This is a genomic window from Kribbella sp. NPDC058693 (assembly GCF_042715335.1).
Lineage (GTDB): Bacteria > Actinomycetota > Actinomycetes > Propionibacteriales > Kribbellaceae > Kribbella > Kribbella jiaozuonensis.
This window is the reverse complement of record NZ_JBHXSQ010000004.1, coordinates 855,515-878,434: the sequence shown is the minus strand read 5'-3', so window position 1 is coordinate 878,434 and position 22,920 is coordinate 855,515. Positions and strand designations below refer to the sequence as shown.

At 68.8% G+C, this 22,920-nt stretch carries 25 protein-coding genes and 1 tRNA gene; 17 read left to right on the top strand and 9 right to left on the bottom strand.

The window, feature by feature from the left end; genetic code table 11:
* The first annotated feature begins 43 nt into the window (after positions 1-43).
* Positions 44-721: a Crp/Fnr family transcriptional regulator gene (locus ACFWUU_RS30600; protein ID WP_137252118.1), complete on the top strand. Its 678-nt coding sequence runs from the start codon at positions 44-46 to the stop codon at positions 719-721.
* Here ACFWUU_RS30600 and ACFWUU_RS30595 read toward each other — a convergent pair.
* From ACFWUU_RS30595 to ACFWUU_RS30580, 4 genes are read right to left on the bottom strand one after another with little or no spacing between them, the layout of a single operon-like run.
* Positions 718-1,479: an MBL fold metallo-hydrolase gene (locus ACFWUU_RS30595; protein WP_380180623.1), complete on the bottom strand. Its 762-nt coding sequence runs from the start codon at positions 1,477-1,479 to the stop codon at positions 718-720. The two genes, ACFWUU_RS30600 and ACFWUU_RS30595, sit on opposite strands and share 4 nt — an antisense overlap.
* The gene (locus ACFWUU_RS30590) at positions 1,476-2,321 is read right to left on the bottom strand and encodes an NUDIX hydrolase (protein WP_380180621.1); all 846 of its coding nucleotides are present in this window, start codon (positions 2,319-2,321) and stop codon (positions 1,476-1,478) included. Before ACFWUU_RS30590 ends, ACFWUU_RS30595 begins: the two co-directional genes overlap by 4 nt.
* A 43-nt stretch (positions 2,322-2,364) precedes the next feature.
* A complete protein-coding gene (locus tag ACFWUU_RS30585; protein ID WP_380180619.1) occupies positions 2,365-2,826 on the bottom strand; it encodes a RidA family protein in 462 nt (153 codons plus the stop codon).
* Complete coding sequence (locus tag ACFWUU_RS30580; RefSeq protein WP_130386959.1) at positions 2,823-2,984, bottom strand: DUF4177 domain-containing protein; 162 nt, start codon at positions 2,982-2,984, stop codon at positions 2,823-2,825. Before ACFWUU_RS30580 ends, ACFWUU_RS30585 begins: the two co-directional genes overlap by 4 nt.
* A gap of 49 nt (positions 2,985-3,033) precedes the next feature.
* Between ACFWUU_RS30580 and ACFWUU_RS30575 the strand changes: the two genes are divergently transcribed.
* The 4 genes from ACFWUU_RS30575 (at position 3,034) to ACFWUU_RS30560 (ending at position 10,092) form a co-directional block, all read left to right on the top strand.
* Positions 3,034-3,984, top strand: coding sequence for an ArsA-related P-loop ATPase (locus tag ACFWUU_RS30575; protein WP_380180617.1), 951 nt, complete (start codon positions 3,034-3,036; stop codon positions 3,982-3,984).
* Complete coding sequence (locus ACFWUU_RS30570; protein ID WP_380180615.1) at positions 3,981-5,102, top strand: ArsA family ATPase; 1,122 nt, start codon at positions 3,981-3,983, stop codon at positions 5,100-5,102. Before ACFWUU_RS30575 ends, ACFWUU_RS30570 begins: the two co-directional genes overlap by 4 nt.
* A gap of 103 nt (positions 5,103-5,205) precedes the next feature.
* Positions 5,206-7,557 (top strand): endopeptidase La, encoded by a 2,352-nt coding sequence (gene lon / locus ACFWUU_RS30565; RefSeq protein WP_380180613.1) that lies wholly within the window; start codon positions 5,206-5,208, stop codon positions 7,555-7,557.
* Between the two features lie 132 nt (positions 7,558-7,689).
* A complete protein-coding gene (locus tag ACFWUU_RS30560) occupies positions 7,690-10,092 on the top strand; it encodes a penicillin-binding protein (RefSeq protein ID WP_380180611.1) in 2,403 nt (800 codons plus the stop codon).
* Positions 10,093-10,098: 6 nt separating this feature from the next.
* Here the strand turns inward: ACFWUU_RS30560 and ACFWUU_RS30555 are convergent, their stop codons facing one another.
* Both ACFWUU_RS30555 and ACFWUU_RS30550 read right to left on the bottom strand, forming a co-directional pair.
* Positions 10,099-10,395: a hypothetical protein gene (locus ACFWUU_RS30555; RefSeq protein WP_137252110.1), complete on the bottom strand. Its 297-nt coding sequence runs from the start codon at positions 10,393-10,395 to the stop codon at positions 10,099-10,101.
* Between the two features lie 11 nt (positions 10,396-10,406).
* Positions 10,407-10,874, bottom strand: coding sequence for a GatB/YqeY domain-containing protein (locus ACFWUU_RS30550; RefSeq protein WP_380180609.1), 468 nt, complete (start codon positions 10,872-10,874; stop codon positions 10,407-10,409).
* A gap of 26 nt (positions 10,875-10,900) precedes the next feature.
* Between ACFWUU_RS30550 and ACFWUU_RS30545 the strand changes: the two genes are divergently transcribed.
* The 10 genes from ACFWUU_RS30545 (at position 10,901) to ACFWUU_RS30500 (ending at position 18,504) form a co-directional block, all read left to right on the top strand.
* Positions 10,901-11,851 carry a metallophosphoesterase gene (locus ACFWUU_RS30545; protein WP_137252108.1) on the top strand — a complete coding sequence of 317 codons (951 nt, stop codon included), beginning with the start codon at positions 10,901-10,903 and terminating at the stop codon, positions 11,849-11,851.
* Between the two features lie 9 nt (positions 11,852-11,860).
* Positions 11,861-11,937: transfer RNA gene (locus ACFWUU_RS30540), tRNA-Pro, on the top strand.
* Between the two features lie 71 nt (positions 11,938-12,008).
* Complete coding sequence (locus ACFWUU_RS30535) at positions 12,009-13,298, top strand: J domain-containing protein (RefSeq protein WP_380180608.1); 1,290 nt, start codon at positions 12,009-12,011, stop codon at positions 13,296-13,298.
* A gap of 9 nt (positions 13,299-13,307) precedes the next feature.
* Positions 13,308-13,928, top strand: coding sequence for a lipoyl(octanoyl) transferase LipB (lipB, locus tag ACFWUU_RS30530; protein ID WP_380180606.1), 621 nt, complete (start codon positions 13,308-13,310; stop codon positions 13,926-13,928).
* Positions 13,929-13,937: 9 nt separating this feature from the next.
* Positions 13,938-14,342 carry a hypothetical protein gene (locus ACFWUU_RS30525; RefSeq protein ID WP_380180605.1) on the top strand — a complete coding sequence of 135 codons (405 nt, stop codon included), beginning with the start codon at positions 13,938-13,940 and terminating at the stop codon, positions 14,340-14,342.
* Positions 14,335-15,033 carry a carbohydrate-binding family 9-like protein gene (locus ACFWUU_RS30520; RefSeq protein WP_380180603.1) on the top strand — a complete coding sequence of 233 codons (699 nt, stop codon included), beginning with the start codon at positions 14,335-14,337 and terminating at the stop codon, positions 15,031-15,033. The genes ACFWUU_RS30525 and ACFWUU_RS30520 overlap by 8 nt, the downstream gene beginning before the upstream one ends.
* A gap of 62 nt (positions 15,034-15,095) precedes the next feature.
* A complete protein-coding gene (locus ACFWUU_RS30515; protein ID WP_380180601.1) occupies positions 15,096-16,028 on the top strand; it encodes a hypothetical protein in 933 nt (310 codons plus the stop codon).
* Between the two features lie 88 nt (positions 16,029-16,116).
* On the top strand, positions 16,117-16,872 hold the full coding sequence (locus ACFWUU_RS30510; RefSeq protein ID WP_137252103.1) for a CoA transferase subunit A: 756 nt from the start codon (positions 16,117-16,119) through the stop codon (positions 16,870-16,872).
* A 2-nt stretch (positions 16,873-16,874) separates the two neighbouring features.
* Positions 16,875-17,504, top strand: a complete 630-nt coding sequence (locus tag ACFWUU_RS30505) for a CoA transferase subunit B (protein ID WP_380180599.1) — start codon at positions 16,875-16,877, stop codon at positions 17,502-17,504.
* A gap of 94 nt (positions 17,505-17,598) precedes the next feature.
* Positions 17,599-18,504 (top strand): carbohydrate kinase family protein, encoded by a 906-nt coding sequence (locus tag ACFWUU_RS30500; protein ID WP_380180597.1) that lies wholly within the window; start codon positions 17,599-17,601, stop codon positions 18,502-18,504.
* Here the strand turns inward: ACFWUU_RS30500 and ACFWUU_RS30495 are convergent.
* Positions 18,461-19,129 carry an SDR family NAD(P)-dependent oxidoreductase gene (locus ACFWUU_RS30495; RefSeq protein ID WP_380180595.1) on the bottom strand — a complete coding sequence of 223 codons (669 nt, stop codon included), beginning with the start codon at positions 19,127-19,129 and terminating at the stop codon, positions 18,461-18,463. The genes ACFWUU_RS30500 and ACFWUU_RS30495 overlap by 44 nt on opposite strands.
* Positions 19,130-19,163: 34 nt before the next feature.
* Positions 19,164-19,841 (bottom strand): NUDIX domain-containing protein, encoded by a 678-nt coding sequence (locus ACFWUU_RS30490; protein WP_380180593.1) that lies wholly within the window; start codon positions 19,839-19,841, stop codon positions 19,164-19,166.
* A gap of 80 nt (positions 19,842-19,921) precedes the next feature.
* Here ACFWUU_RS30490 and ACFWUU_RS30485 point away from each other — a divergent pair, with 80 nt between their 5' ends.
* Both ACFWUU_RS30485 and ACFWUU_RS30480 read left to right on the top strand, forming a co-directional pair.
* On the top strand, positions 19,922-20,920 hold the full coding sequence (locus ACFWUU_RS30485) for an SPFH domain-containing protein (RefSeq protein ID WP_380180591.1): 999 nt from the start codon (positions 19,922-19,924) through the stop codon (positions 20,918-20,920).
* 58 nt (positions 20,921-20,978) lie between these two features.
* Positions 20,979-21,854: a hypothetical protein gene (locus ACFWUU_RS30480; RefSeq protein ID WP_380180589.1), complete on the top strand. Its 876-nt coding sequence runs from the start codon at positions 20,979-20,981 to the stop codon at positions 21,852-21,854.
* Here the strand turns inward: ACFWUU_RS30480 and ACFWUU_RS30475 are convergent.
* Positions 21,803-22,852 carry a hypothetical protein gene (locus ACFWUU_RS30475; protein ID WP_380180587.1) on the bottom strand — a complete coding sequence of 350 codons (1,050 nt, stop codon included), beginning with the start codon at positions 22,850-22,852 and terminating at the stop codon, positions 21,803-21,805. The two genes, ACFWUU_RS30480 and ACFWUU_RS30475, sit on opposite strands and share 52 nt — an antisense overlap.
* Between the last annotated feature and the right edge of the window lie 68 nt (positions 22,853-22,920).

The window sequence follows — 22,920 nt, the reverse complement described above, 5'->3', positions numbered from 1 at the left end:
TCCCCCGCTCGCAGTCGTGGTCGAAGGTCCTAGGAGGCCCAAAGTGGATGCCGCAGTGCTCCGACAGGCACCGCTGTTCAGTCAGCTCGACGACGAGGCGGCCGACGCCCTGGCCGCATCGATGTCCGAGAGTCGGCTGCGGCGCGGCCAGGTGCTGTTCCACGAGGGCGACTCCGGTGATCGGCTGTTCGTCGTGGTCGAGGGCAAGGTCAAGCTCGGCCGGACGTCGGCCGACGGCCGGGAGAACCTGATCGCGGTGCTCGGCCCGGGCCAGATGTTCGGTGAGCTGTCGCTGTTCGACCCGGGACCGCGGTCCGCGACCGTGACCGCCGTCACCGACGCCTCCTTGATGTCGCTGACCCACGACGAGCTGCTCCGCTGGCTGGACGGCCGCCCCGCGGTGGCCCGCGGCCTGCTGCTGCAGCTGGCCGGCCGGCTGCGCAAGGTCTCCGACGTGGTCGCCGACCTCGTCTTCTCCGACGTACCGGGCCGGGTCGCCAAGGCCCTGCTCGACCTGGCCAGCCGCTTCGGCCGCACGGCCGACGACGGCGTACACGTCCACCACGACCTCACCCAGGAGGAGCTGGCGCAGCTCGTCGGCGCCTCCCGCGAGACCGTGAACAAGGCGCTGGCCGACTTCGCCTCCCGGGGCTGGGTCCGCCTGGAGCCGCGCTCCGTCGTACTCCTCGACGTCGACCGTCTGCAGCGGCGGGCGCGCTAGCCGTTCAGATAGTCCAGCTGGGCCCGCACCGAGCGTTCGGCGGCGGGCCAGAGGGTCTTGTCGACGTCGGCGTACACGTGTTCGACGATCGCCTCCGGGGTGGTGTGGCCCTCGGCGACGGCTGCACGGACCTGGTTCAGGCGTTCCTCGCGGTGGTCGAGGTAGTAGGTGAGTACGGCGGCGGGGTCGTCGATGACGGGGCCGTGGCCGGGGAGCAGACGTTCTACGCCGGCCGGGGAGTTGGCGAAGGCGCGGAGGCGGTTCAGGGAGTCGAGGTAGGGGCCTAGGGCACCATCCGGGTACGCGACGACCGACGTACCGCGGCCGAGGACCGTGTCGCCGGTGAGCAGCGAGCCGTCCTGCGGGAGCCAGAAGCAGACCGAGTCGAGCGTGTGGCCCGGCGTCGGGAGAACCTCGATGCGCAGGCCGTCGGCGGTGATCACATCGCCCTCGCCGAGGCCGTGCGCGTGATCGGTGGGGATCCGGAAGGCGGGGTCGACGGCGCGTACGCCGCAGCCGGCCCGGTTGGCGAACCAGGCGGCGCCCTCGGAGTGATCCGGGTGTTTGTGGGTCAGGAGTACGACGGCGACCTTGCCGGCCGCTTGCAGGACCGCGGTCAGGTGGTCCTCGAGCATCGGGCCGGGGTCGACGACGACCGATCGCTCGCCGTCGGGCGCTTTCAGGATCCAGGTGTTGGTGCCGTCGAGCGTCATCGGGCCGGGGTTGTCGGCCCGGATCAGGGTCGCGTACTCAGTCATGTGGTCTCCAGATAGGCCTGGTCGCCGTCGATGCGCACGGTGGGCATGATCGTCCGGATCTCCCGGTCGGCCGCTCCGGCAAGGATGCTCTTGACGTCGTCGTACTGCGTGAGGTCACGGCAGCAGAGGTAGGTCGGGGGCAGCATCAGCACCTCGCCTGCATCGACGGCGGCGACCGCATCGGCTGGGCGGATCCAGGTGACCTGGTCGGACTCGCTGGTCACGTCGCGGGTGACCTGGCCGGCGGGGAGGGCTGCGACGAAGAAGGCGGTGTCGTAGCGCTTGGGCTCGAACTCCGGGGTGATCCAGTGCGCCCAGGCGCCCAGAAGGTCCGCTCGCAGCAGGAGACCGCGGCGGTGGAGGAAGTCGGCGAAGCGGAGCTCGCCGGATTCGAGGGCTACGCGGTCGGCTTCCCAGTCCACGCCGGTGGTGTCTCCGACGACCGTTTCGGTGGACGGTCCGGCGAGCAGGACGCCCGACTCCTCGAAGGTCTCGCGGACCGCGGCGGCGACGTACGCCGCAGCCAGCTCCGCGGAACACCCGAGCCGCTCGGCAAACACGCTCGGCGGCGGCCCGGACCACGAGTCCGCAATCGCCGAGTCAGCCGGATCAACCCGCCCACCCGGAAACACCGTCATCCCCGCCGCAAACGCCATCGTCCGCTGCCGCCGGAGAAGGTAGACCTCCGGTCCACCGGAGCTGTCCCGCGTGGAGCGCGCTCCCTCCGCGTCCGCCTTCGGCGGCGGCGCCGGGGTGTCGCGGAGGAGGATGACTGTGGACGCCGGGCGGGGGTCGGCCGGAGGGCGGGAGCCGCGGGCGTATTCCAGCGCGACTTCCGCCATTCGGCCGGTCATCAGTTCGGAGTTCAGGTCCCGCACGGGGTGGTTAACCGACCTCGACGATGAGTTCGACCTCGACGGGGGCGTCCAGCGGGAGGACCGGTACGCCGACCGCGCTGCGGGCGTGCTGGCCCGCCTCGCCGAAGACCTGGCCGAAGAGTTCCGACGCGCCGTTCGCGACCTGCGGCTGGCCGGTGAAGTCCGGTGTCGACGCGATGAACGCGACCGCCTTGACGATGCGCTTCACGTTCGCCAGGTCGCCGATCTCGGCCTTCACCGCGGCCAGCGCGTTCAGCGCGCACTGCTGGGCGCACTCGCTCGCCACCTCGGCGCTGACCTCGCCGCCGACCTTGCCGGTGGCGATCAGCGTGCCGTCGCGCAGCGGCAGCTGGCCGGACGTGTAGACGAGATCACCGGTCCGGACCGCCGGGACGTACGCGGCGACCGGCTTCGCCACGTCGGGCAGCTTCAGGCCGAGCTCGGCGAGCTTCTCCTCGGGGTGGCTCATTTGTCCTCGATCTCCCGCTTGAAGTAGGCGACCAGGTTCTCCGGGTTCATCCCCGGGACGACCTGGACCAGCTCCCAGCCGTCCTGGCCGAAGTTGTCCAGGATCTCCTTGGTCGAGTGGACCAGCAGCGGCGCGGTGAAGTACTCGAACTTCTTCATGAAGGGGACTCTAACGGTGTGCTGTGGGACACGTCCTACCCTGGGACCTATGGCGCGACTGCACGTGGTCACCGGTAAGGGGGGCACCGGGAAGACAACCGTTGCGGCCGCTATGGCTCTGTCCCTGGCGGACGAGGGTAAGCGGGTTCTGCTCTGCGAGGTCGAGGGCCGCCAAGGGCTCGCCCAGCTCTTCGACGTACCTCCTCTGCCGTACGTCGAACGCCGCATCGCCCAGGGCCCCGGCGGCGGCGAGGTGTTCGCCCTGGCCGTCGACGCCGAGGCCGCGCTGCTGGAGTACCTCGACATGTACTACCACCTCGGCCGCGCCGGGAAAGCGCTGGAGAAGGTCGGCGCGATCGACTTCGTCACCACCATCGCCCCCGGGCTCCGCGACGTACTGCTCACCGGCAAGGTGTACGAGGCGACCCGCCGCAAGGCGCACGGGCGGCTCGCATACGACGCCGTCGTGCTGGACGCGCCGCCGACCGGGCGGATCGGACGGTTCCTGAACGTCAACCATGAGGTCGCCGGACTGGCCAAGGTCGGGCCGATCCGCAACCAGGCGGACGCGATCATGGGCATGCTGCGCTCCGACGTCACGCGGGTGCACCTGGTCACGCTGCTCGAGGAGATGCCGGTCCAGGAAACGCTGGACGCGGTCGAGCAACTGGAGAAGATCGATCTGCGGATCGGGTCGATCGTGGTGAACATGGTCCGCAACAGCCCGCTCGACGACGACGCACTTGCCCTTGCGGTGAAGGAGAAACTGCCCACCGCCGAGCTGACCAGAGGTCTCAAGGCGGCCGGGATCACGATCGGCGACGACCTGGTCGGGACGCTCGCGGCCGAGGCGCACGACCACGCGATCCGGGTCGGGCTCGAACGCGAGAACCGCGACCGGATAGATGCCCTGGGCAAGAAAGTCGTCGAGCTGGAACTGCTGCCCGAGGGCATCGACCACGGCGCGCTGTTCGACCTGGCCGAGGAGCTGCGCGCATGACCGAGCTCGATCTGGATGCGCTGATCGACGATGCCGGGACGCGGATCATCGTCACCTGCGGTGCGGGTGGGGTCGGTAAGACGACGACAGCTGCGGCGCTGGGACTGCGGGCAGCGGAGCGGGGGCGGAAGGTCGTCGTACTGACGATCGACCCGGCGCGACGGCTGGCGCAGTCACTCGGGCTGACCGAGCTGGACAACACTCCGCGCGCGGTGGCCGAGGTGGACGTGGCCAACGGCGGGCGGCTGGACGCGATGATGCTCGACATGAAGCGGACGTTCGACGACGTCGTACTGCAGCATGCGACGCCGGAGAAGGCCGAGCAGATCCTCGCGAATCCCTTCTACCAGGCGCTTTCCTCGTCGTTCGCCGGCACGCAGGAGTACATGGCGATGGAGAAGCTGGGCCAGCTGCACAAGCAGGCCGAGCAGACCGGCGACTGGGACCTGATCATCGTCGACACCCCGCCGTCGCGATCCGCGCTGGACTTCCTGGACGCGCCCGAGCGATTGGCCTCGTTGCTCGAGGGTCGCTTCCTCCGGTTGCTGCTGGCGCCGGCGCGCGGTCCGTTCAAGCTGATGTCGGCCGGCGTGAACATGGCGATGTCGGTGCTGAACAAGGTGCTCGGCGCGCAGGTGCTGACCGACGTACAAACGTTCGTCGCGGCGTTCGACACGTTGTTCGGCGGGTTCCGGCAGCGGGCCGAGCAGACGGTCGCGTTGCTGCGCGAGCCGCACACCGCGTTCCTCGTGGTGGCAGCGCCGCAGAACGACGCGTTGCGTGAGGCGTCGTACTTCGCCGAGCGGTTGCGGGCGGAGGGAATGCCGCTGGCCGGCGTCGTGCTGAACAGGGTGACGAACTCGCAGGCCACGGAATTGTCGGCGGAGCGGTCACTCGCTGCAGCCGAGAAACTCGAGGAAGCGGACAAGTCACCGTTGACGGCCGCAGTACTGCGGTTGCACGCGGACAAGATGCAACAGGTCGTGGGCGACCACCGCCGCGCCGACCGCTTCCGCCGCGGCCACCGTGCGATCCGGACCGTCGAGGTGCCGGCGCTCGCGGACGATGTGCACGACCTGACCGGTCTGCGCCAGATCGGTGACCTGCTGACCGCATGATTACTTGATTTCACCGTCAGCGAACACCCCAAGGCCCCGGGAATGACCTGGTGGCGCCAATGGTTGAGCCTGTCAGACTCAACTTGGAAAAGGGTGTGACAGCGTGACCGATACGTTGAATCTTCCGGTACTGCCGCTGGACGACGTCGTGGTCCTGCCGGGAATGGTCGTGCCGGTCCGACTCGCCGACAGCGAGGCCCGGGCGGCCATCGACGCCGCGCAGGCTGCGGGTCAGGACCAGGTGCTCCTGGTGCCGCGGCTGGACGGTAACTATGCCAAGGCCGGAACGCTCGGTGAGATCGAGCAGATCGGCCGGCTGCCGGGCGGTGCCCAGGCGGCCGTGATCCGCGGGACCCAGCGGGTCCGCATCGGCGCCGGTACGGCCGGCCCGGGTGCGGCGCTGTGGGTGGGCGCGACGGTGATGCACGAGATCACCGACGACCGCTCCGCCGAGCTGGCCCGCGAGTACAAGACTCTGACGACCTCCGTGCTGCAGCGTCGCGGCGCGTACCAGGTCATCGACTCCATCAAGCAGGTGGACGACCCCTCCGAGCTGTCCGACCTGGCCGGCTATGCGTCGTACCTCAGCAACGAGCAGAAGTCCTGGCTGGTCGAGAACGCGAACGTGTCCGAGCGGCTGGAGAAGCTGATCGGCTGGGTGAAGGACCACCTGGCCGAGCTCGAGGTCTCCGAGACGATCCAGAAGGACGTCCAGGAGGGTATGGAGAAGCAGCAGCGGGAGTTCCTGCTGCGCCAGCAGATGGCCGCGATCCGCAAGGAGCTGGCCGAGCTGGACGGCAAGGCCGAGTCCGAGGAAGAGGACTACCGGGCCCGCGTCGAGGCGGCCGACCTGCCGGAGCACGTCCGCAAGGCCGCGCTCACCGAGGTCGACAAGCTCGAGCGGACCGCTGAGCAGTCCCCCGAGGTCGGCTGGATCCGTACCTGGCTGGACACCGTCCTCGAGCTGCCGTGGAACGAGCGGACCGAGGACAGCTACGACATCCGCGAGGCGCGGGCCGTGCTGGACGCGGACCACGCCGGTCTGGATGACGTGAAGCAGCGCATCACCGAGTACCTGGCCGTACGGCGTCGCCGCGCGGACCGTGGTCTCGGCGTGGTCGGCGGACGCCGCAGTGGCGCCGTACTGGCCCTGGTCGGTCCGCCTGGTGTGGGTAAGACCTCGCTGGGTGAGTCCGTGGCCCGTGCGATGGGACGCAAGTTCGTCCGGGTCGCTCTGGGTGGTGTGCGGGACGAGGCTGAGATCCGCGGTCACCGGCGTACGTACGTCGGTGCGCTGCCGGGCCGGATCGTCCGGGCGATCACCGAGGCGGGTTCGATGAACCCCGTCGTACTGCTGGACGAGATCGACAAGGTGGGTGCGGACTACCGGGGCGACCCGACGGCCGCGCTGTTGGAGGTCCTGGACCCGGCGCAGAACCACACCTTCCGGGACCACTACCTGGAGGTCGAGCTGGACCTGTCCGACGTGGTCTTCCTGGCCACGGCGAACGTGCTGGACTCCATCCCGGCGCCGCTGCTGGACCGGATGGAACTGGTGCAGCTGGACGGGTACACCGAGGACGAGAAGGTCATCATCGCCCGTGACCACCTGCTCCCGCGTCAGCTGGAGCGGGCGGGCCTGACGGCGGACGAGGTGAAGATCGAGGACTCGGCGCTGCGGGTGCTCGCGGGTGAGTACACCCGGGAGGCCGGCGTACGGCAGCTGGAGCGGTCCATCTCCCGCGTACTGCGGAAGGTGACGGCAAAGCTGGCCCTGGGCGAGGAGCTGGGCGCCCTGACGATCGGCGGCGACAACCTGAAGGAGTACCTGGGTTCGCCGAAGTTCACTCCGGAGTCGGCCGAGCGTACGGCGCTTCCGGGTGTGGCGACCGGCCTGGCGGTGACCGGTGCGGGTGGTGACGTGCTCTTCATCGAGGCGTCGCTGGCCGACAAGGAGACCGGCCCGACCGGAGTCACGCTGACCGGACAGCTCGGTGACGTGATGAAGGAGTCGGCGCAGATCGCCCTGTCGTACCTGCGTTCGCACGGCGCGGAGCTGGGGCTGCCCGTCAGCGACCTGGCCGAGCGGAACACCCACATCCACGTACCGGCCGGTGCCGTCCCGAAGGACGGACCGTCGGCGGGTGTGACGATGACAACGGCGCTGGCGTCGCTGCTGTCCGGACGGCCGGTCCGTTCGGAGGTCGCGATGACCGGTGAGGTGTCGCTGACCGGGCGCGTGCTCCCGATCGGTGGGGTGAAGCAGAAGCTGCTCGCCGCCCACCGGGCCGGGCTGACCACGATCCTGATCCCGAAGCGGAACGAGCCTGACCTTGAGGACGTGCCGGCATCCGTGCTCGCGGAGCTGACCGTTCACCCGGTGAGCGATGTCCGTGAGGTGCTGGAGCTGGCGCTGGAGCCGGCCGAGGTACAGGCACACCAGTACGCCGCGTAACGAAGTACGAAGCGAGGGCCCGAGCGATCTGCTCGGGCCCTCGTCCTTTTGGATGAACTTTGTCCAGCAGGTGTGACTGAAGTCATAAGCGGAGCGGTAACCCAAACAGCGCGTCCCGTAGTCTCTATAACCATGCGCGTCAGGGAAAAGGGTGACCGGGGAGTCGTCCAATCTGTGGTTCTGTTCCTCGGGGTGAGCGTGCTGTCGGGGGCTCTTGCCGCCGGTCTCGCCATCCCCTTCGCCGGCCTCGCCGGGTTCACCACAGAGAAGACATCCACCACTCTGCAAGACCTGCCGCAGCAGTTCGACGAGGTGCCGCTCAAACAGAAGAGCGTCATCCTGGCAGCAGACGGCTCCGTCATCGCCACGCTGGCCGAGCAGAACCGGACGCCGGTCAAGCTCGCCCAGGTCGCGCCGATCATGCAGAAGGCGATCGTCGCGATCGAGGACGACCGGTTCTACGAGCACGGCGCGCTGGACCTCAAGGGCACGCTGCGCGCGCTGATGCAGAACCAGTCCGCCGGTTCGGTGCAGCAGGGTGGTTCGAGCATCACCCAGCAGTATGTGAAGATCAGCCTGGTCGAGAAGGCGAAGACGCCGGAGGAGGTCGCGGCCGCGACCGCCGACAACTACCAGCGCAAGGTCGCCGAGCTGCGGTACGCGATCGCGGTCGAGAAGCAGTACTCGAAGCAGGAGATCCTGGAGAAGTACCTCAACCTCGCCAACTTCGGCGACGGCGCGTGGGGTATCCAGGCCGCCGCCCAGCACTACTTCTCGGTGAACGCCTCCCAGCTGACGCTGCCGCAGGCCGCGATGCTGGCCGGCCTGGTGAAGAACCCGACCGGCTACGACCCGACCAACAACGCCAAGCGCGCCAAGGACCGCCGTGACGTGGTCATCAAGCGGATGCTCGAGCTGCACGTCATCTCGGTCTCCCAGGCCAACTCGGCGCTGAAGACGCCGGTCATCGACCCGAACAAGGTCCGCTCGAACAAGCTCGGCTGCGGCAACGGGCCGTACCCGTTCTACTGCGAGTACGTCGTCTCCGAGCTCGAGAACAACGCGGCGTTCGGGAAGACGAAGACCGACCGCTCCAACTACCTGAAGACCGCGGGCCTGACGATCCGGACGTCGCTCGACCCGAAGATCCAGGCGGACGCGCAGCGCTCGATCGACACCCACTCCAAGCCGACCGACCAGGCGATCGCCGCGATCACGATCATCGAGCCCGGCACCGGGCTGGTGAAGGCGATGGCGCAGAGCCGCAAGTACGGCAGCAAGCGCGGGCAGACGGCGTACAACTACAACGCCCCGAAGACGTATGCCGGCGGGTACGGCGGCTTCCAGAACGGCTCGACGATGAAGGCCTTCACGATCGCGGCGGCGATCCAGAAGGGGATTCCGCTCACTTACAAGATCAACTCACCGAGCCCGCTGCCGCTGGGTGGCACGAAGTTCAGCACCTGCAACGGCACGGTGAAGACTCCCGACGACTACTCGCCGAAGAACTCGACGCAGAACGTCGCGGATCCGACCATGATCCAGGCGGCGCAGAAGTCGACCAACACCTACTTCCTGCAGCTCTCGCAGCGGACCGGCCTGTGCCCGATCGCCAAGATCGCGGCCTCCCTGGGCATGTACAACGCCCAGTCGCTGGGGCCGCTGCAGCAGGTCCCGTCCATGACGCTGGGCGTCGACCTGGTGACCCCGCTGCAGCTGGCCGGTGCGTACGCCGCCTTCGCCGCGCGCGGCATGTACTGCAACCCGTGGGTGGTCACCTCGGTCAAGGACGCGGCCGGCAAGCCGGTCAGCACCCGCGGCGCGGACTGCAAGCAGGCTCTGGCCCCGGAGGTCGCCGACGGCGTCAACGCCGTACTGCACCAGGTGATGGAGCCGAACGGAACCGGTGGCAAGCTGAAGTTCGGTAACAGCGACCTGGCCGGCAAGACCGGAACCATCAACGAGGCCAAGGCAGTCTGGTACGCCGGCTACTCGACCAAGCTCGCCGCTGCTGCCACGGTGGCTGACGCGTCACTGCCGTACTCGCCGCTGCAGGGCCAGACGCTCAACGGCCACGGCATCCACGACCCGACAGGTTCCGGCACCGCCGGGCCGATCTGGGAGGCCGCGATGAAGGCCGCCCTGCAGGGTTACCCGACCACGCACTTCGTCGCGCCGTCGGACAAGATCCAGCGCGGTGACGTGAAGAGCCTTCCGTTCGTCAACGGCATGAACCCCGACGACGCCGCCAACAAGCTCCGCCAGGCCGGCTTCGACGTAGCGATCGCCTCTGGCACCGTCAACTCCGAGGAAACCGCCGGCACCGTCGCCTACACCGATCCCCGCCAACGCGACGGCGCCCCCGACGGCTCCCTGGTCACCATCTACGTCTCCAACGGCAACAACAAGAACCAGCCGAACAAACCCCAGAACACCACCAAACCCCCGGGCGGCCCCACCACCATCAACCCCAACTGCCCACCCTGGAACCCCAAATACCCCAACTGCGGCGGCGGCGGCCGCGGCCACGGCTAACAAGGCTCACGGGCCGGCGAGCACCTGCCGCACGTATTTCGCCTCAAGTCCCAGGCGAACGGCTGCCAGTGCCAGGCCCGGCCCGTACGCGACCACCGGGTACATCGGACTGTTCGGGTAGTCGTGCGTCGCGGCAATCGCAGCCACGACGCACGTGAGCGCGAGCAGGACCAGAACCCGGATCAGGTAGCGCCAGCACAGGTCGTCGGACGCGAGAGCTCGCGCGCGCATCCGTCGTACCGGAACGCTCGCGGCGAGGAGCCCGGGCACCGGCACGCTCAGGATGTACAGCCATATCCCCATGGCAGCTCGGATCAGGCGCCGAGTTGGCGCTTTACTTCGGCGGAGACAACCGAGCCGTCGGCCTTGCCTTTGACCTTGGGTTGGAGGGCGCCCATTACCTTGCCGATGCCTCGGGGGCCGAGGTCGGCTGCGCCGGTGGCCGCGATGGTTTCGGTGACGAGGGCTTTGATCTCGTCCTCGGTGAGTTGTTCGGGGAGGTACTCGGCGAGGATGTCCGCCTCGGCCTGTTCCTTGTCGGCTAGCTCGGCGCGGCCGGCGTCGCGGTAGGCGATGACGGATTCGCGGCGCTTCTTCGCCTCGGAGCTGAGTACGTCGACGATCTCGGTGTCGCTGAGCTCACGGGCCTCCTTGCCGGCCACCTCTGCCTTGGTGATCGCGGTGAGCGCCATCCGCAGCGTCGACTTGCGGATATCGTCGCGCGCCTTCAGGGCCGCGGTCATGTCGTCGTGCAGGCGCTGCTTCATTCCGGAGTTGGACATGACCACGATTGTGGCAGGCTGGTGAAATGAGCATCGCCAGGACCGCCCTGAAGACGACGGCCGCTGTCACCGCCGTAGGCGCCGCCTGTGTCGCCTACGCGGCAGCCATCGAGGTGCGCTGGTTCACCCTGCGCAGAGTCACCGTCCCGGTGCTCCCCGAAGGTACGGCGCCCCTCCGGGTGCTGCACCTGTCCGACCTGCACCTCTGGCCCACCCAGGAGCGCAAGATCCGCTGGGTCAACGAGCTCGCCGCGCTCGAGCCCGACCTGATCGTCAACACCGGCGACAACCTCTCGCACGAGGACTCGGTCCGGCCGCTGCTCCGTGCGTACGGTGACCTGCTCGACCTGCCCGGCGTGTTCGTGTTCGGCTCCAACGACTACTGGAAGCCGCACTTCAAGAACCCGGGCAAGTACTTGCTCCCGGCCCACAAACAGCGCCACAAGCCGCACGGCCCGGACCTGCCGTACGAGGAGATGCGCCGCGCGTTCACCGGCGCCGGCTGGACGGACCTGAACAACGCCAAGGCCACCCTCAAGGTCAACGGCGTGCGCCTCGACTTCGCCGGCACCGACGACCCGCACATCAAGCGCGACCGGTACGACGAGGTCGCCGGCGAGATCGACCCGACGGCCGACCTCTCGATCGGCGTCACGCACGCGCCGTACCAGCGGGTCCTGAACGGGTTCGTCGGCGACGGGTATCCCCTGGTCCTGGCCGGTCACACGCACGGCGGCCAGCTGGCGGTGCCGCTGTACGGCGCGCTGGTGACCAACTGCGACCTCGACACGTCTCGGGTGAAGGGCCTGTCCACCTGGGGATACGACGGCCGCCAGGCTGCCCTGCACGTGTCCGCCGGCCTCGGTACTTCGCCGTACGCGCCGGTGCGGTTCGCGTGCCGGCCGGAGGCGACACTGCTCACCCTCGTCCCACGGATTAACCCGATTTCGTCCGGACGCTCGGCCCATGTAAGCTAACCGCGACTTCGGGCTGTGGCGCAGCTTGGTAGCGCGCTTCGTTCGGGACGAAGAGGTCGCAGGTTCAAATCCTGTCAGCCCGACCAACACTCAGGGCCAGTCACTTAGGTGGCTGGCCCTGAGTGCGCTTCAGGCCTGTTTGTGGAGGTGCGCTGGGGTGTCTGACCACTACGAGGTGCTGAACGTCGAGCGAACCGCCACGACGGCAGAGATCAAGTCGGCGTACCGGCGCCTGGTCCGCCAGGTCCACCCGGACCAGGGCGGCAACGCTGCGCTGTTCCGGATGGTGCAGGAAGCGTGGACGACGCTGGGCGATCCGGCGAAGCGGGCCGCCTACGACCGCACCCTGGACGCGCGCAACAGCCCACCGACGTACGAAGAACCGACGTACACCCGCCGGCCCGACCCGGAGCCCGAGCCCGAACCGGATCCGTTCACCTGGACCCAGACCTCGGCGCAGGCCTCGCAGCCGGTGCCAGAGCCGCTGTCCGGCGGCATCGAGGTCGTCCCGGCGTTCGGACGCTGGCGACTACCGGCGCTGCTGTCGCTCGCTGTCCTGACGGTGCTGGACATCGCGATCATCGCCATCGGCGGTCTCAACGGCGTGTCGGACATCGTCTTCGCCGTCGGCACGGTCGCGATGATCGTGGTCGCCATGCCGCCGCACTGGAGCAAACGGATTCCGCTGCATCGGGTGCTCAAGGCGTTCGGCATCGTCACCGCCCTCCTGTACTTCCTGGTGCTGTTTCCCTTCTCGAAGAGCGGTGCGACCGCGCTCCAGCGGGTTGTGATCATCGCCCTGCTCGTCGGCCTGGTGCTCACGCGCTTCCTCACCGGACGCTGGTCGAAGGTGCACAAGTTGGACCGGACCATCGACCCCACGGCGGCGTACGACTTCAACCTCTGGGGCCGCCCCGGCGAACCGCTCGTGGACGACGGCCGTACGGCGTGGCTCGCGCCGGCCGACGTACTGCGGCATCGGCGTACCGCCCGCGTCCTGGACCCGGTCGTCAACGCACTCCCCGCCTCGAAGCTGGTGCACGGCGCGCGGATCGGCGACATGGCCGTCAGCCACCTCCTTCTCAACGGCCACCGCGTCGCCCTGATCTCATCGGTCGTCGGACCGCCCGGGCACTACGCGCTGGACGTGTACGGCGCGCTGCAGCTGAACGGCGTACCACTCGACAGCCCGGTCTCCGGCCTGGACGCTGCCGTCGCCGCCTGGCGCCAGCGCCTCGCCCCGGTCGAGGTTCGCGGCTTCCTGGTCGTCCACCCGATGGTCGACGGCCAGGGCGGCATCACCGCCGCGCTGGGATCGGAGGCCGCCATCACCTGCCTGCCCGCCCAGACCGCGGCCAGCCAGCTCCAGGCGTGGCTGCAGCCGGAAGGACTGCTGCTCGACCGCCTCACGCTGTACGACATCCTGCACCGCGCGCCGTATGCCTAGGCTGAAAGCATGCAGCGAGTTGAGCTGGGTGAGGTCGAGTACGACGTTGCCGCGAAGGACATGCGCGGCTGGGTCGAGGAGCGGATCGAGGGCAAGGCCGAGGACCGTCTCTTCCTGCTGAGCCACCCGCCGGTGATCACCTACGGGCCGCGGACGTCGCCGGAGGATCTGCCCGCCGGCACCCCGGCGATCGCGGTGGATCGCGGCGGCTTCGCGACGTACCACGGACCGGGCCAGCTGGTCGGGTACCTGGTCATCGACCTGAAGCAGCGCGGCCCGGTCGACATTGTCCGCTGGGTCGAGAACGGGCTGATCGACGCACTCGGCTCGCTCGGCTTCCCGCTGGTACGCCGGGACACGCCGAAGGGCGCGAGCAGCCTGGTCGGGGTCTGGACCGGAGACGGCCGGAAGCTCTGCTCGATCGGGATGCGGATCCGGCGCGGCGTGACCAGTCACGGTTTCTCGGTCAACGTCGACCCGGACATGACCGTGTTTCACACGTTCACGAGTTGCGGGCTGCACGACGTCACGATGACCTCGCTGGCCGAGCTCGCGGCCGAACGCGGCGTACGCACGCCGACCGACGCCGACGTACGTGACGCGATCGCGAACTCCCTGGGAGCCCGATAACCTTCGGGAATGAGTCAGGGACGGTACGACGCCCCGCCGCTGCCGCCGGCGCTGATCCTGGCCGTTGTCGGCCTGCTCTGCGGGTTCGCGACGATCGCCTTCGTCTGGCTGAGCGAGCGCAGCTGCGACCGGTTCCGCGACACCACGAACTGCGGCGCCCTCGGGCTTCCGCTGCTGGTGGTCATCGTGGCCGTCACGATGGTGCTCGGCGGCCTCGCCCTCAGCCGGCTGGCGATGCCGCACCCGAAGCTGATCCCGTTCCTCGGGATCGCGTTCATGGTGGCGCTCGTCGTCGCGTTCCTGACCGGTCATCTCGACTCGCCGTGGATCATCGCCGTCGTACCGGCGCTGACCGCGATCACCTTCCTGCTCGCCAATCTCGTCGCCCGACTGCTGGAGCGTGCCGATGCCTGACCTGCCCGTCTACGAGTGCCCGCGGACCACCACCGCGCCGAACCTCGACGGCACCCTGACCGACCCCGCCTGGGAGGCCGCGCCCTGGACCACCGACTTCGTCCCGATCCACGACGGCCCCGCGCCGCGGTTCCGGACCCGGGCGAAGCTGATGTACGACGACCGGTACCTGTACGTCGGCGGCCTGCTCGAGGAGCCGCACATCTGGTCGACGATGACCGAGAAGAACAGCAAGCTCTTCCACGAGAACAACTTCGAGCTGTTCCTGGACCCGGACGGCGACGGGCTGAACTACTACGAGTTCGAGATCAACCCGCTCGGCACGATCTGGGAGCTGACGCTGCCCAAGCCGTACGTCGACGGCGGCCTGCCGATCGACCCGACCAACCTGCCCGGGCTGCGGACCGCGATCCACGTCGACGGCACGGTCAACGACCCGTCCGACACGGACACCGCGTGGTCGGTGGAGCTCGCCGTACCGTGGGCGGACCTCGCGTCGTACAACGAAGGCCGGGCGACCCCGCCGAACCCGGGTGACGAGTGGCGGATGAACCTGATGCGGTGCGAGTGGCCGCACGACGTCGTCGACGGTGCGTACGTGAAGGGTGACCAGATCGAGTTCTGGGTCTGGTCCCCGCAGGGCATCGAGGACATGCACCGGCCGGACCGCTGGGGTGTCCTCAGGTTCTGACCTCTGTGACCCCCGTGACCCCCGTGACGTGGCGTTAACAGGGCCGCGCAACAATGAGGTACGTGAACTTGGGGGGCTCCGGAGAGGCACACAGTCTGGAGGCGGACCAGGTCGTCAGCGCGATCGAGCGCGCGTGTGAGAGCGACCTGCGAACCGCCCTGCGGCTCGTTGCGCGTTACTCGGCGTACTGGTGGTCCAACGGGCTCCAGGACGAGGCTGCGGCCGCGGCGGAGCGGGTACTCAGCATGCTCGGCCGGACGGTTCCGGTCGGGCTGGACGAGGAGTACCTGCTCGCTGTCATCCACGGCGCCGGGTCGGCCGAGCAGGAGCAGCTGGAGCTCGCTCAGCAGATCGTCCTGACGACCACGGGCCCCTTCCAGTACTCCGTGACCGTGCTGCTGTGGTCGCTGGTCTTCGGACCGTTCGAGCCGGCCGATGTGGTCGAGGACGTGCTGGAGCGGAACGAGAGCGGCGACGCCTGGGCCCGGGCCGCGGTGGAGCTCTGCCGGGGCTACCCGGGGCTGACAGCGGCTGCGCCGGACGATGCGGCCCAGGCTCTGCGTACGGCGCTGGGCCGCTTCCGGATGCTCGAGGACCGCTGGGGCATGTTCCTGGCCCTCTGCTCGCTCCGCCAGGTCGTCGACGAGCCGCTGGACATCACCACCGAGGCGCTGGAGCTCGCCGAGCAGCTGTGCCTGGCTGAGGAGACCGCACTGCTGCTGTGTGAGCGCGCTGACCTCTACCGGCGGCTGGGGAAGCTGGAGGACGCTCACGCGGACTACAGCCGCGCCCTGTCCATCGGTGAGCACGCAGACCTCCCGGAGACCGTCGCCGCGGCCAGACTGGGACTGGCCCGCACAGCCCGGTACTCCGGCAACGTCCCAGCCGCTCGTAGCCATCTCTCGGCCGTCCTGACGCTCCCCAACCTCGAGGACGCCCACTTCGAGGCCCTGCACGAGCTCCGCGTGCTGAACGCGTCCGAAGCCTCCGCCTAGCGGTGTGGTGCCAGCCACATCGCGGGAGGCGGTGGTGCTGGTTAGAGTCGGGAGCGAATCCGCACCGACGACTGCAACGGAGCAGCTGATGGACAAGACGTACGGGTCGCCGCAGGAAGCGGTGGCGGACATCGGGGACGGGGCGAGCCTCGCGGTCGGGGGCTTCGGGTTGTGCGGCAACCCGATGCAGCTGATCAGCGCTCTGCACGACAAGGGGGTGAGCGGGCTCAGCGTGGTGTCGAACAATTGCGGCGTCGACGACTGGGGCCTGGGCATCCTGCTCGCGGACAAGCGGATCGCCAAGATGACCTCGTCGTACGTCGGGGAGAACAAGGAGTTCGCCCGCCAGTTCCTGACCGGCGAGCTGGAGGTCGAGCTGACGCCGCAGGGGACGCTGGCCGAGAAGCTGCGCGCCGGCGGCTGCGGGATCGCCGCGTTCTACACGCTGGCCGGCGTCGGTACGCAGGTCGCCGAGGGCGGGCTGCCGCAGAAGTACAACGCGGACGGCTCGGTCGCGAAGGCGTCGGAGCCGAAGGAGACGCGGGAGATCAACGGCACGACGTACGTGCTGGAGGATTCGATCACCACCGACTTCGGCCTGGTGCACGCGCTCAAGGGCGACACCCACGGCAACCTGGTCTTCGACCGCAGCGCGCGCAACTTCAACCCGCTGGCCGCGATGGCCGGCCGGGTCACGATCGCGCAGGTCGAGGAGCTGGTCCAGCCTGGTGAGCTGGACCCGGACTCGATCCACCTGCCGGGCGTTTACGTCCAGCGTGTTGTTGCTGTCGGCAAGGATATTGAGAAGCGGATCGAGAAGCTCACCGTTCAGAAGGGGGCCTGAGCATGCCACTCACCCGTGAGCAGATGGCGGCGCGGGCGGCCGCGGAGCTGGACGACGGCTCGTACGTGAACCTCGGGATCGGCCTGCCGACGCTGGTACCGAACTACATCCCGGACGGCGTCACCGTCGTACTGCAGTCCGAGAACGGCATCCTCGGCGTCGGGCCGTACCCGGTCGCCGGCGAGGAGGACCCGGACCTGATCAACGCCGGCAAGGAGACCGTCACGACACTCCCCGGCGCGTCGTTCTTCGACTCGTCGCTGTCGTTCGGGATGATCCGCGGCGGAGCGATCGACGCGGCCATCCTCGGCGCGATGCAGGTGTCGGCCAAGGGCGACCTGTCGAACTGGATGATCCCCGGCAAGATGGTCAAGGGCATGGGCGGCGCGATGGACCTCGTGCACGGCGCCAAGCGGGTGATCGTGCTGATGGAGCATGTCGCCAAGGACGGTTCGCACAAGATCCTCGAGGAGTGCGACCTGCCGTACACCGGCCGCGGCGTGGTGAACCGGATCATCACGGACCTCGCCGTACTCGACATCACCGACGACGGCCTGCAGCTGGTCGAGCTCGCCGACGGCGTCAGCTTCGACGAACTCCAGGAGAAGACCGGCGCCCCGATCAAGCAATGAGCTTCCGGCAATCGGGCGCGGACTGACCGTGCCCGGATACGAATAGTGCGTTCAGCTTCCGAAAGACACCTGTGATCCCCGCCGAAAGTCGGGTATGACGGGACCCGTGGAGTTGGATGTGCTGGTGATCGGTGGAATCGGGATCGACACGATCGTGCGGGTGCCGAGCCTGCCGCTGGATGATGTGGACACGATCGCGGTCGAACCGATCGAGTCGTACCTGGGGCACACCGGGCACGGTGTCGCGCTGGGCTGCCACCTGCTCGGACTCAACGCCGGTCTGGTGGACGTGATCGGCGACGACCCCGAGGGCGCGCGCATCCGCCGTACGTACCAGGAGCTGGGCCTCCCGCTGCGCGTCGCGCTGCACCCGAGCGGCACGCGGCGTTCGGTCAACCTGGTCAGCCCGGACGGCCGCCGCCTCTCGATGTACGACGGGCGCCACCCGGCCGGGCTGCGGGTCGACCCGGGCCTGTGGCGACCGGTGATCCGGCAGGCGCAGCACGTCCACGTCTCGATCATGGACTTCGCCCGCGATGCTCTCGGAGACGCGATCGCCGCGGACCGCTCGATCTCCACCGACCTGCACGACTGGGACGGCCGGAACGGCCACCACAAGGACTTCGCGACCGCGTCGGACATCGTCTTCGTCTCGACCACCTCGCTGCCACCCGACGGCGTCGAGTGGATCCTCGCCAACGGCCGCGCCGAGGTCGTGGTCGCGATGGCCGGCGCCGACGGCAGCTACCTCCATGTCCGCGGCGAACCCGTCCGCCACTTCCCCGCCATCACCTTCCCCGACCGCCCCGTCATAGACACCAACGGCGCCGGCGACGCCTATGTAGCCGCCTTCCTCGCCCTCTACCTCGACGGCGCCCCCTGGCCCGCCGCCGCCCAAGCCGGCACCATCGCCGGCGCCTGGTCCTGCGGCTCCCCCGGCACCCACACCAACCTCATCACCGCCGAAGAACTAGCTGTTCGAAGTAGAACGAACGGATGAAGCAGTCGCGGGGCTGGTTGACGGCGAACAGGAGGCAGTCGATGACCGAGTCCGCCGTCAGGTCGGCTGCGCTTTCTCGGGGGCCGGCTTGGACGAAATCTGGTGGGAACAGGGAGATGACGCGGATGCCCTCGGGGCGGAGGCGTTCGGAGAGGATTTCGGCGTACCCGGCCTGGGCGTGCTTTGCAGCGTAGAAGGCTGCGTGGGCGTCGGACCGGTGCTGGCCGGGCTCGCCGGCGGCGGAGATCAGGTTGACGATGTCGGGGTGGTCTGAGGCTCGGAGGAGCGGGAGCAGCCGTTCGGTGAGCAGGATGGTGCCAGTCGCGGCGCCGGCGATCGTGTCGGTGATGTCATCCGGCGTCACCTCCGGACCGAGGTAGCGCGCACCGCTGTTCACGAGAATGTCGAGGCGGTCGATGGATAGCTGCGCGATCGACGACGGGTCGGCGAGATCCAGTACGGCGGGAGTCGCCGTACCGCCTGCTGCTTCGATCAGCCCGGCTGTCTCCTCGGCGGCCGCTCGGGTGCGGGCAGTGGCGAGGACGTGGGCACCACGGGCAGCGAACGCGAGGGCGAGCTTCCGGCCGGTGTCTCGTCCGGCACCTGTGACTAGGACATGAGTCATGCCCGACAGGCAAGCAGCTCAAGCCGACTGGAGGTCAACCCCGCGTCATGGGTGGGTGGAGGGTCGTGGCGGTGCCTCGGTGGAAGAGTTGGGCTGGGCGGCCGCCGTCGCGGGTTGTGGTGGTGCCGGCGGGGGTTACGAAGTCGGCGGTTTTGGTGACTTTGCGGTGGAAGTTGCGGGGGTCGAGGGGCGTGCCCCAGACGGCCTCGTAGATGCCGCGAAGTTCGGAGATTGTGAATTCGGGCGGGCAGAACGCCGTCGCCAGCGGGGAGTACTCCAGCTTCGCCCGCGCCCGCTCCACCCCGTCCGCCAGGATCCGATGGTGGTCGAACGCCAGCCGCCCCGCATCGACCTCCGCCACATCCACCCATTGCGCCGACGCCGCGTCCGACCCCGCAACCGGCGTCGGCAGGTCCGGGACCAGAGCCAGGTACGCGACACTCACCACCCGGCCGCGCGGGTCGCGATCAGGAGCGCCGTACGTCGCGACCTGCTCGAGGTGGATCCGCTCCGAGGACAGCCCGGTCTCCTCCGCCAGCTCCCGGCGTGCGGTCGTCTCGAGATCCTCATCCGGCCGGACGAACCCGCCCGGCAGTGCCCAGCGGCCTTTGTACGGCGCGATGCCCCGGCGGATCAGCAGCACCTGGAGGCGGCCGTCGCGGACGGTCAGGATGACCAGGTCGGCGGCCAGGCCGAGCGGCTCGAAGTCCATAACAACCCACTCTAATCGTCACCTTGACGAGAAGTCACGCAACCCCTTATCGTCATAGTGACGACAAGGAGAACGAAGAGATGGCAGACATCACCCGGTTCCGCTTCATCAGCCACCTGCGCGCGAACCCGACCACCCACGTGCGGCACCTGCGCAACGGCAAGGTCGCGCACGACGGCGCCGACCAGGCGTTCTGGTTCCGGGCGCTGAACTCGTCGCTGAGCGAGATCCCGATCGACGACCGCGAGCAGCCGCTGCTGTTCCACGGCCGTACGCAGGACTTCCAGGACGTCGCCGTGCAGGCGAGCGTGACGTACCGCGTCACCGACCCGGCGCTTGCCTCGAGCCGCCTCGACTTCGGGATCGACCCGGACACCGGCCTATGGCGAGCCACTCCGCTCGAGCAGCTCGGCGGCCTGCTGACCGAGCTCGCACAGCAGACCGCGCTGGACCTGCTGGCCCGCATGATGCTGACCGAGGCCCTGTCCGAGGGCATGACGTCGCTGCGCCAGGCGGTCGGCACCGGACTGCGCGAGGACCATCGCCTGACCGGCCTCGGCATCGGGGTCGAGGATGTCCGCGTGGTGGCGGTGCGGGCGGAGCGGGATGTCGAGAAGGCGTTGCAGACTCCCACTCGCGAGATGGTGCAGCAGGCTGCGGACAAGGCGACGTACGAACGTCGCGCGATGGCCGTCGAGCGGGAGCGGTCGATCGCGGAGAACGAACTGCAGAACCAGATCGAACTCGCCCGCCGCGAGGAGCAGCTCGTCAACCAGCGTGGTCAGAACGAACGGATGCGCGCGACCGAAGCCGCGGCGGCCGGTCAGATCGAGACGCAGGCCGCTGCCAGCCGACAGCGGGCGCTGGCCGAGGCAGAGGCCGACGCCAAGCGCGTGATCGGCGCGGCCGAAGCCGTCACCGAGAAGGCGCTGCTCGAGGCGTACGCCGACCTGGACCAGGGCACGATCCTCGCGCTCGCGATCAAGCAGGGCGCGCTGCCGGACATCGGCACCCTCAACGTGACCCCGGACCTCCTCACCCCACTCCTCACCAAGCTGACCTCCGGGGAGACGGCATGATCCGGAGGCCGTGGCGTGGCGGGCCGCGCCGGGGGCGGCCCGCCACGGGAGGTCGACCATGAGCCTCCCGCCCCGGGCGGTGATCGTGCATCGGGCGACCGAGCTGACCGAGTTGGTCGCCCGGCACGGGACGCGGCAGCAGGCCGGGTTCTTCCTGGCCGGGCGCGGGCGTGACCTGGCCGAGCTCGACGCACGACACCAGGCCCAGCAGGACGCGCTCGCCACGGTCTCGGCGGCGATCCCACTCGACTGGCGCCGAGCTGTTGCCGAGCGCAACGATCTCGACCGGTTCGGGTTCGGGCCGGAGGACGTGGTGATCGCGGTCGGCCAGGACGGTCTGGTCGCCAACGTCGCGAAGTACCTCGACGGTCAGCCGGTGATCGGCATCAACCCCGAGCCGGCCCGCAACCCCGGCATACTCGTGCCGCACGAACCGGACGCGATCGCCGACCTGCTCGTCACTCGAACGTACGCCGAACGCACAATGGTTGCCGCCAGCACCGATGACGGTCAGCAACTGCTGGCCCTCAACGAGGTGTACGTCGGCCACCGCACGCACCAGTCCGCCCGGTACCGCCTCAGCTCACCAGACGGGCTGCCAGAGCGGCAGTCGTCGTCCGGGATCCTCATCGGCACCGGCACCGGATCGACAGGCTGGTGCCGATCGGCCTGGCAGGAACGACGTAGTCCGCTCGGGCTGCCGGGGCCGACCGATCCGATGCTGTGCTGGTTCGTACGTGAGGCCTGGCCGTCACCGGCGACCGGCACCGACAACACCGAAGGGCTGCTGAAGGCACCGGATTCGTTGACGATCACAGCCGAGTCGGACCTGGTCGTCTTCGGCGACGGGATGGAGTCCGACACGCTCGCGCTGAGCTGGGGTCAGCGCGTCGAGGTCGGCGTGGCCGCGGTGAAGTTGCACCTCGTGGTCTGAATGGTCGTGTTCCAGGCCGAGTACAGCCGCCGGGCCGAGCCGCCGATCGGACCGACCGCGTTGAAGACCGCGCCGCGGCTGGCCGGCTCGGCGTTCTCGATCGCGTCGACCGCCTGCTCCGGCGCGTCGATGATCGACGAACACACGCTCAGGATGTACTCCGGTACCTGCAACTTCGGGTCCACGCACCCGACCAGCGGTACGCCGACCGCCGCGACGATCGGGAAGACCGTACCCGGAATTCCGACCGCACACTCGACCGTCGCCGACTCCGGGACCGAGCCGAGCGCGCTGATCTCGTACTGCTCCCACAACGTCCGGTCCTCGCGCGGATGCAACCCGACAACAATGTGCTTGCCCGCGGCCTCCAATTTCGCGGCCGCGTCGAGCAACAGCTGGGTGCCGGGCGCCGCATTGCCGGTCTGATCCGGGTGCGTCACGCTCGTCAGCACTAGAACGCGATCCGTCTGCGGCTTGTAGTCGGGCAGATCATCAGTCTGAGCCGACCCCACCATCCGCACCCGACGATTCCATCCGAGGTACTTCGCGAACACGTCGGACTCGGCCGGCGACGCCGCCGTCACCAACTCCAGCCGATGCCGGAACTCCTTCGCCCGCACGGCTTCCACCGGATTCAGGTACGCCAGCGAACTCGCTGCCATCGGCAACCGCTTCAGGGCCTTCACCACATCGGCCGGCCAGTCCTCGGCCCCGTTCACGACCAGCAGATCAGCCTGCGGTACGTCGTTGAGCGTGGCAACCGTCACCGGATCGCCCGGCTTGATCTGGGTCAGGTCCGGTACGACCTGGACCAGCTCCCACCCCCGCCGCTTCGCCTCGGCGAGCAACGGCTGGGCGTGGTACGTCCCCCACGGCTCGTTGGTTGCCAACAGCACCCGAGTCCGCCGCGGCCGGGCGGCCAACGAAAGCCCCGGCGTCGCAGCGAGCCCGATCCCCAGGGCGCCGGCCTTCAACAACGTACGTCGCGTCGTGATCATACGCGCGACGCTACGAAGCCCGGGTGAACAGGCGCTAGATCTCCTTCGACGGCTGGATGATCAGGTGC

What these genes read in the sequence shown, in the direction of transcription:
- ACFWUU_RS30595 (WP_380180623.1), bottom strand. Translation starts at nt 1,479, where the DNA reads ATGACTGAGTACGCGACCCTGATCCGGGCCGACAACCCCGGCCCGATG.
- ACFWUU_RS30590 (WP_380180621.1), bottom strand. Translation starts at nt 2,321, where the DNA reads ATGGCGGAAGTCGCGCTGGAATACGCCCGCGGCTCCCGCCCTCCGGCC.
- ACFWUU_RS30585 (WP_380180619.1), bottom strand. Translation starts at nt 2,826, where the DNA reads ATGAGCCACCCCGAGGAGAAGCTCGCCGAGCTCGGCCTGAAGCTGCCC.
- ACFWUU_RS30580 (WP_130386959.1), bottom strand. Translation starts at nt 2,984, where the DNA reads ATGAAGAAGTTCGAGTACTTCACCGCGCCGCTGCTGGTCCACTCGACC.
- ACFWUU_RS30575 (WP_380180617.1), top strand. Translation starts at nt 3,034, where the DNA reads ATGGCGCGACTGCACGTGGTCACCGGTAAGGGGGGCACCGGGAAGACA.
- ACFWUU_RS30570 (WP_380180615.1), top strand. Translation starts at nt 3,981, where the DNA reads ATGACCGAGCTCGATCTGGATGCGCTGATCGACGATGCCGGGACGCGG.
- ACFWUU_RS30560 (WP_380180611.1), top strand. Translation starts at nt 7,690, where the DNA reads ATGCGCGTCAGGGAAAAGGGTGACCGGGGAGTCGTCCAATCTGTGGTT.
- ACFWUU_RS30555 (WP_137252110.1), bottom strand. Translation starts at nt 10,395, where the DNA reads ATGGGGATATGGCTGTACATCCTGAGCGTGCCGGTGCCCGGGCTCCTC.
- ACFWUU_RS30550 (WP_380180609.1), bottom strand. Translation starts at nt 10,874, where the DNA reads ATGTCCAACTCCGGAATGAAGCAGCGCCTGCACGACGACATGACCGCG.
- ACFWUU_RS30545 (WP_137252108.1), top strand. Translation starts at nt 10,901, where the DNA reads ATGAGCATCGCCAGGACCGCCCTGAAGACGACGGCCGCTGTCACCGCC.
- lipB (WP_380180606.1), top strand. Translation starts at nt 13,308, where the DNA reads ATGCAGCGAGTTGAGCTGGGTGAGGTCGAGTACGACGTTGCCGCGAAG.
- ACFWUU_RS30525 (WP_380180605.1), top strand. Translation starts at nt 13,938, where the DNA reads ATGAGTCAGGGACGGTACGACGCCCCGCCGCTGCCGCCGGCGCTGATC.
- ACFWUU_RS30520 (WP_380180603.1), top strand. Translation starts at nt 14,335, where the DNA reads ATGCCTGACCTGCCCGTCTACGAGTGCCCGCGGACCACCACCGCGCCG.
- ACFWUU_RS30510 (WP_137252103.1), top strand. Translation starts at nt 16,117, where the DNA reads ATGGACAAGACGTACGGGTCGCCGCAGGAAGCGGTGGCGGACATCGGG.
- ACFWUU_RS30505 (WP_380180599.1), top strand. Translation starts at nt 16,875, where the DNA reads ATGCCACTCACCCGTGAGCAGATGGCGGCGCGGGCGGCCGCGGAGCTG.
- ACFWUU_RS30500 (WP_380180597.1), top strand. Translation starts at nt 17,599, where the DNA reads ATGACGGGACCCGTGGAGTTGGATGTGCTGGTGATCGGTGGAATCGGG.
- ACFWUU_RS30495 (WP_380180595.1), bottom strand. Translation starts at nt 19,129, where the DNA reads ATGACTCATGTCCTAGTCACAGGTGCCGGACGAGACACCGGCCGGAAG.
- ACFWUU_RS30490 (WP_380180593.1), bottom strand. Translation starts at nt 19,841, where the DNA reads ATGGACTTCGAGCCGCTCGGCCTGGCCGCCGACCTGGTCATCCTGACC.
- ACFWUU_RS30485 (WP_380180591.1), top strand. Translation starts at nt 19,922, where the DNA reads ATGGCAGACATCACCCGGTTCCGCTTCATCAGCCACCTGCGCGCGAAC.
- ACFWUU_RS30480 (WP_380180589.1), top strand. Translation starts at nt 20,979, where the DNA reads ATGAGCCTCCCGCCCCGGGCGGTGATCGTGCATCGGGCGACCGAGCTG.
- ACFWUU_RS30475 (WP_380180587.1), bottom strand. Translation starts at nt 22,852, where the DNA reads ATGATCACGACGCGACGTACGTTGTTGAAGGCCGGCGCCCTGGGGATC.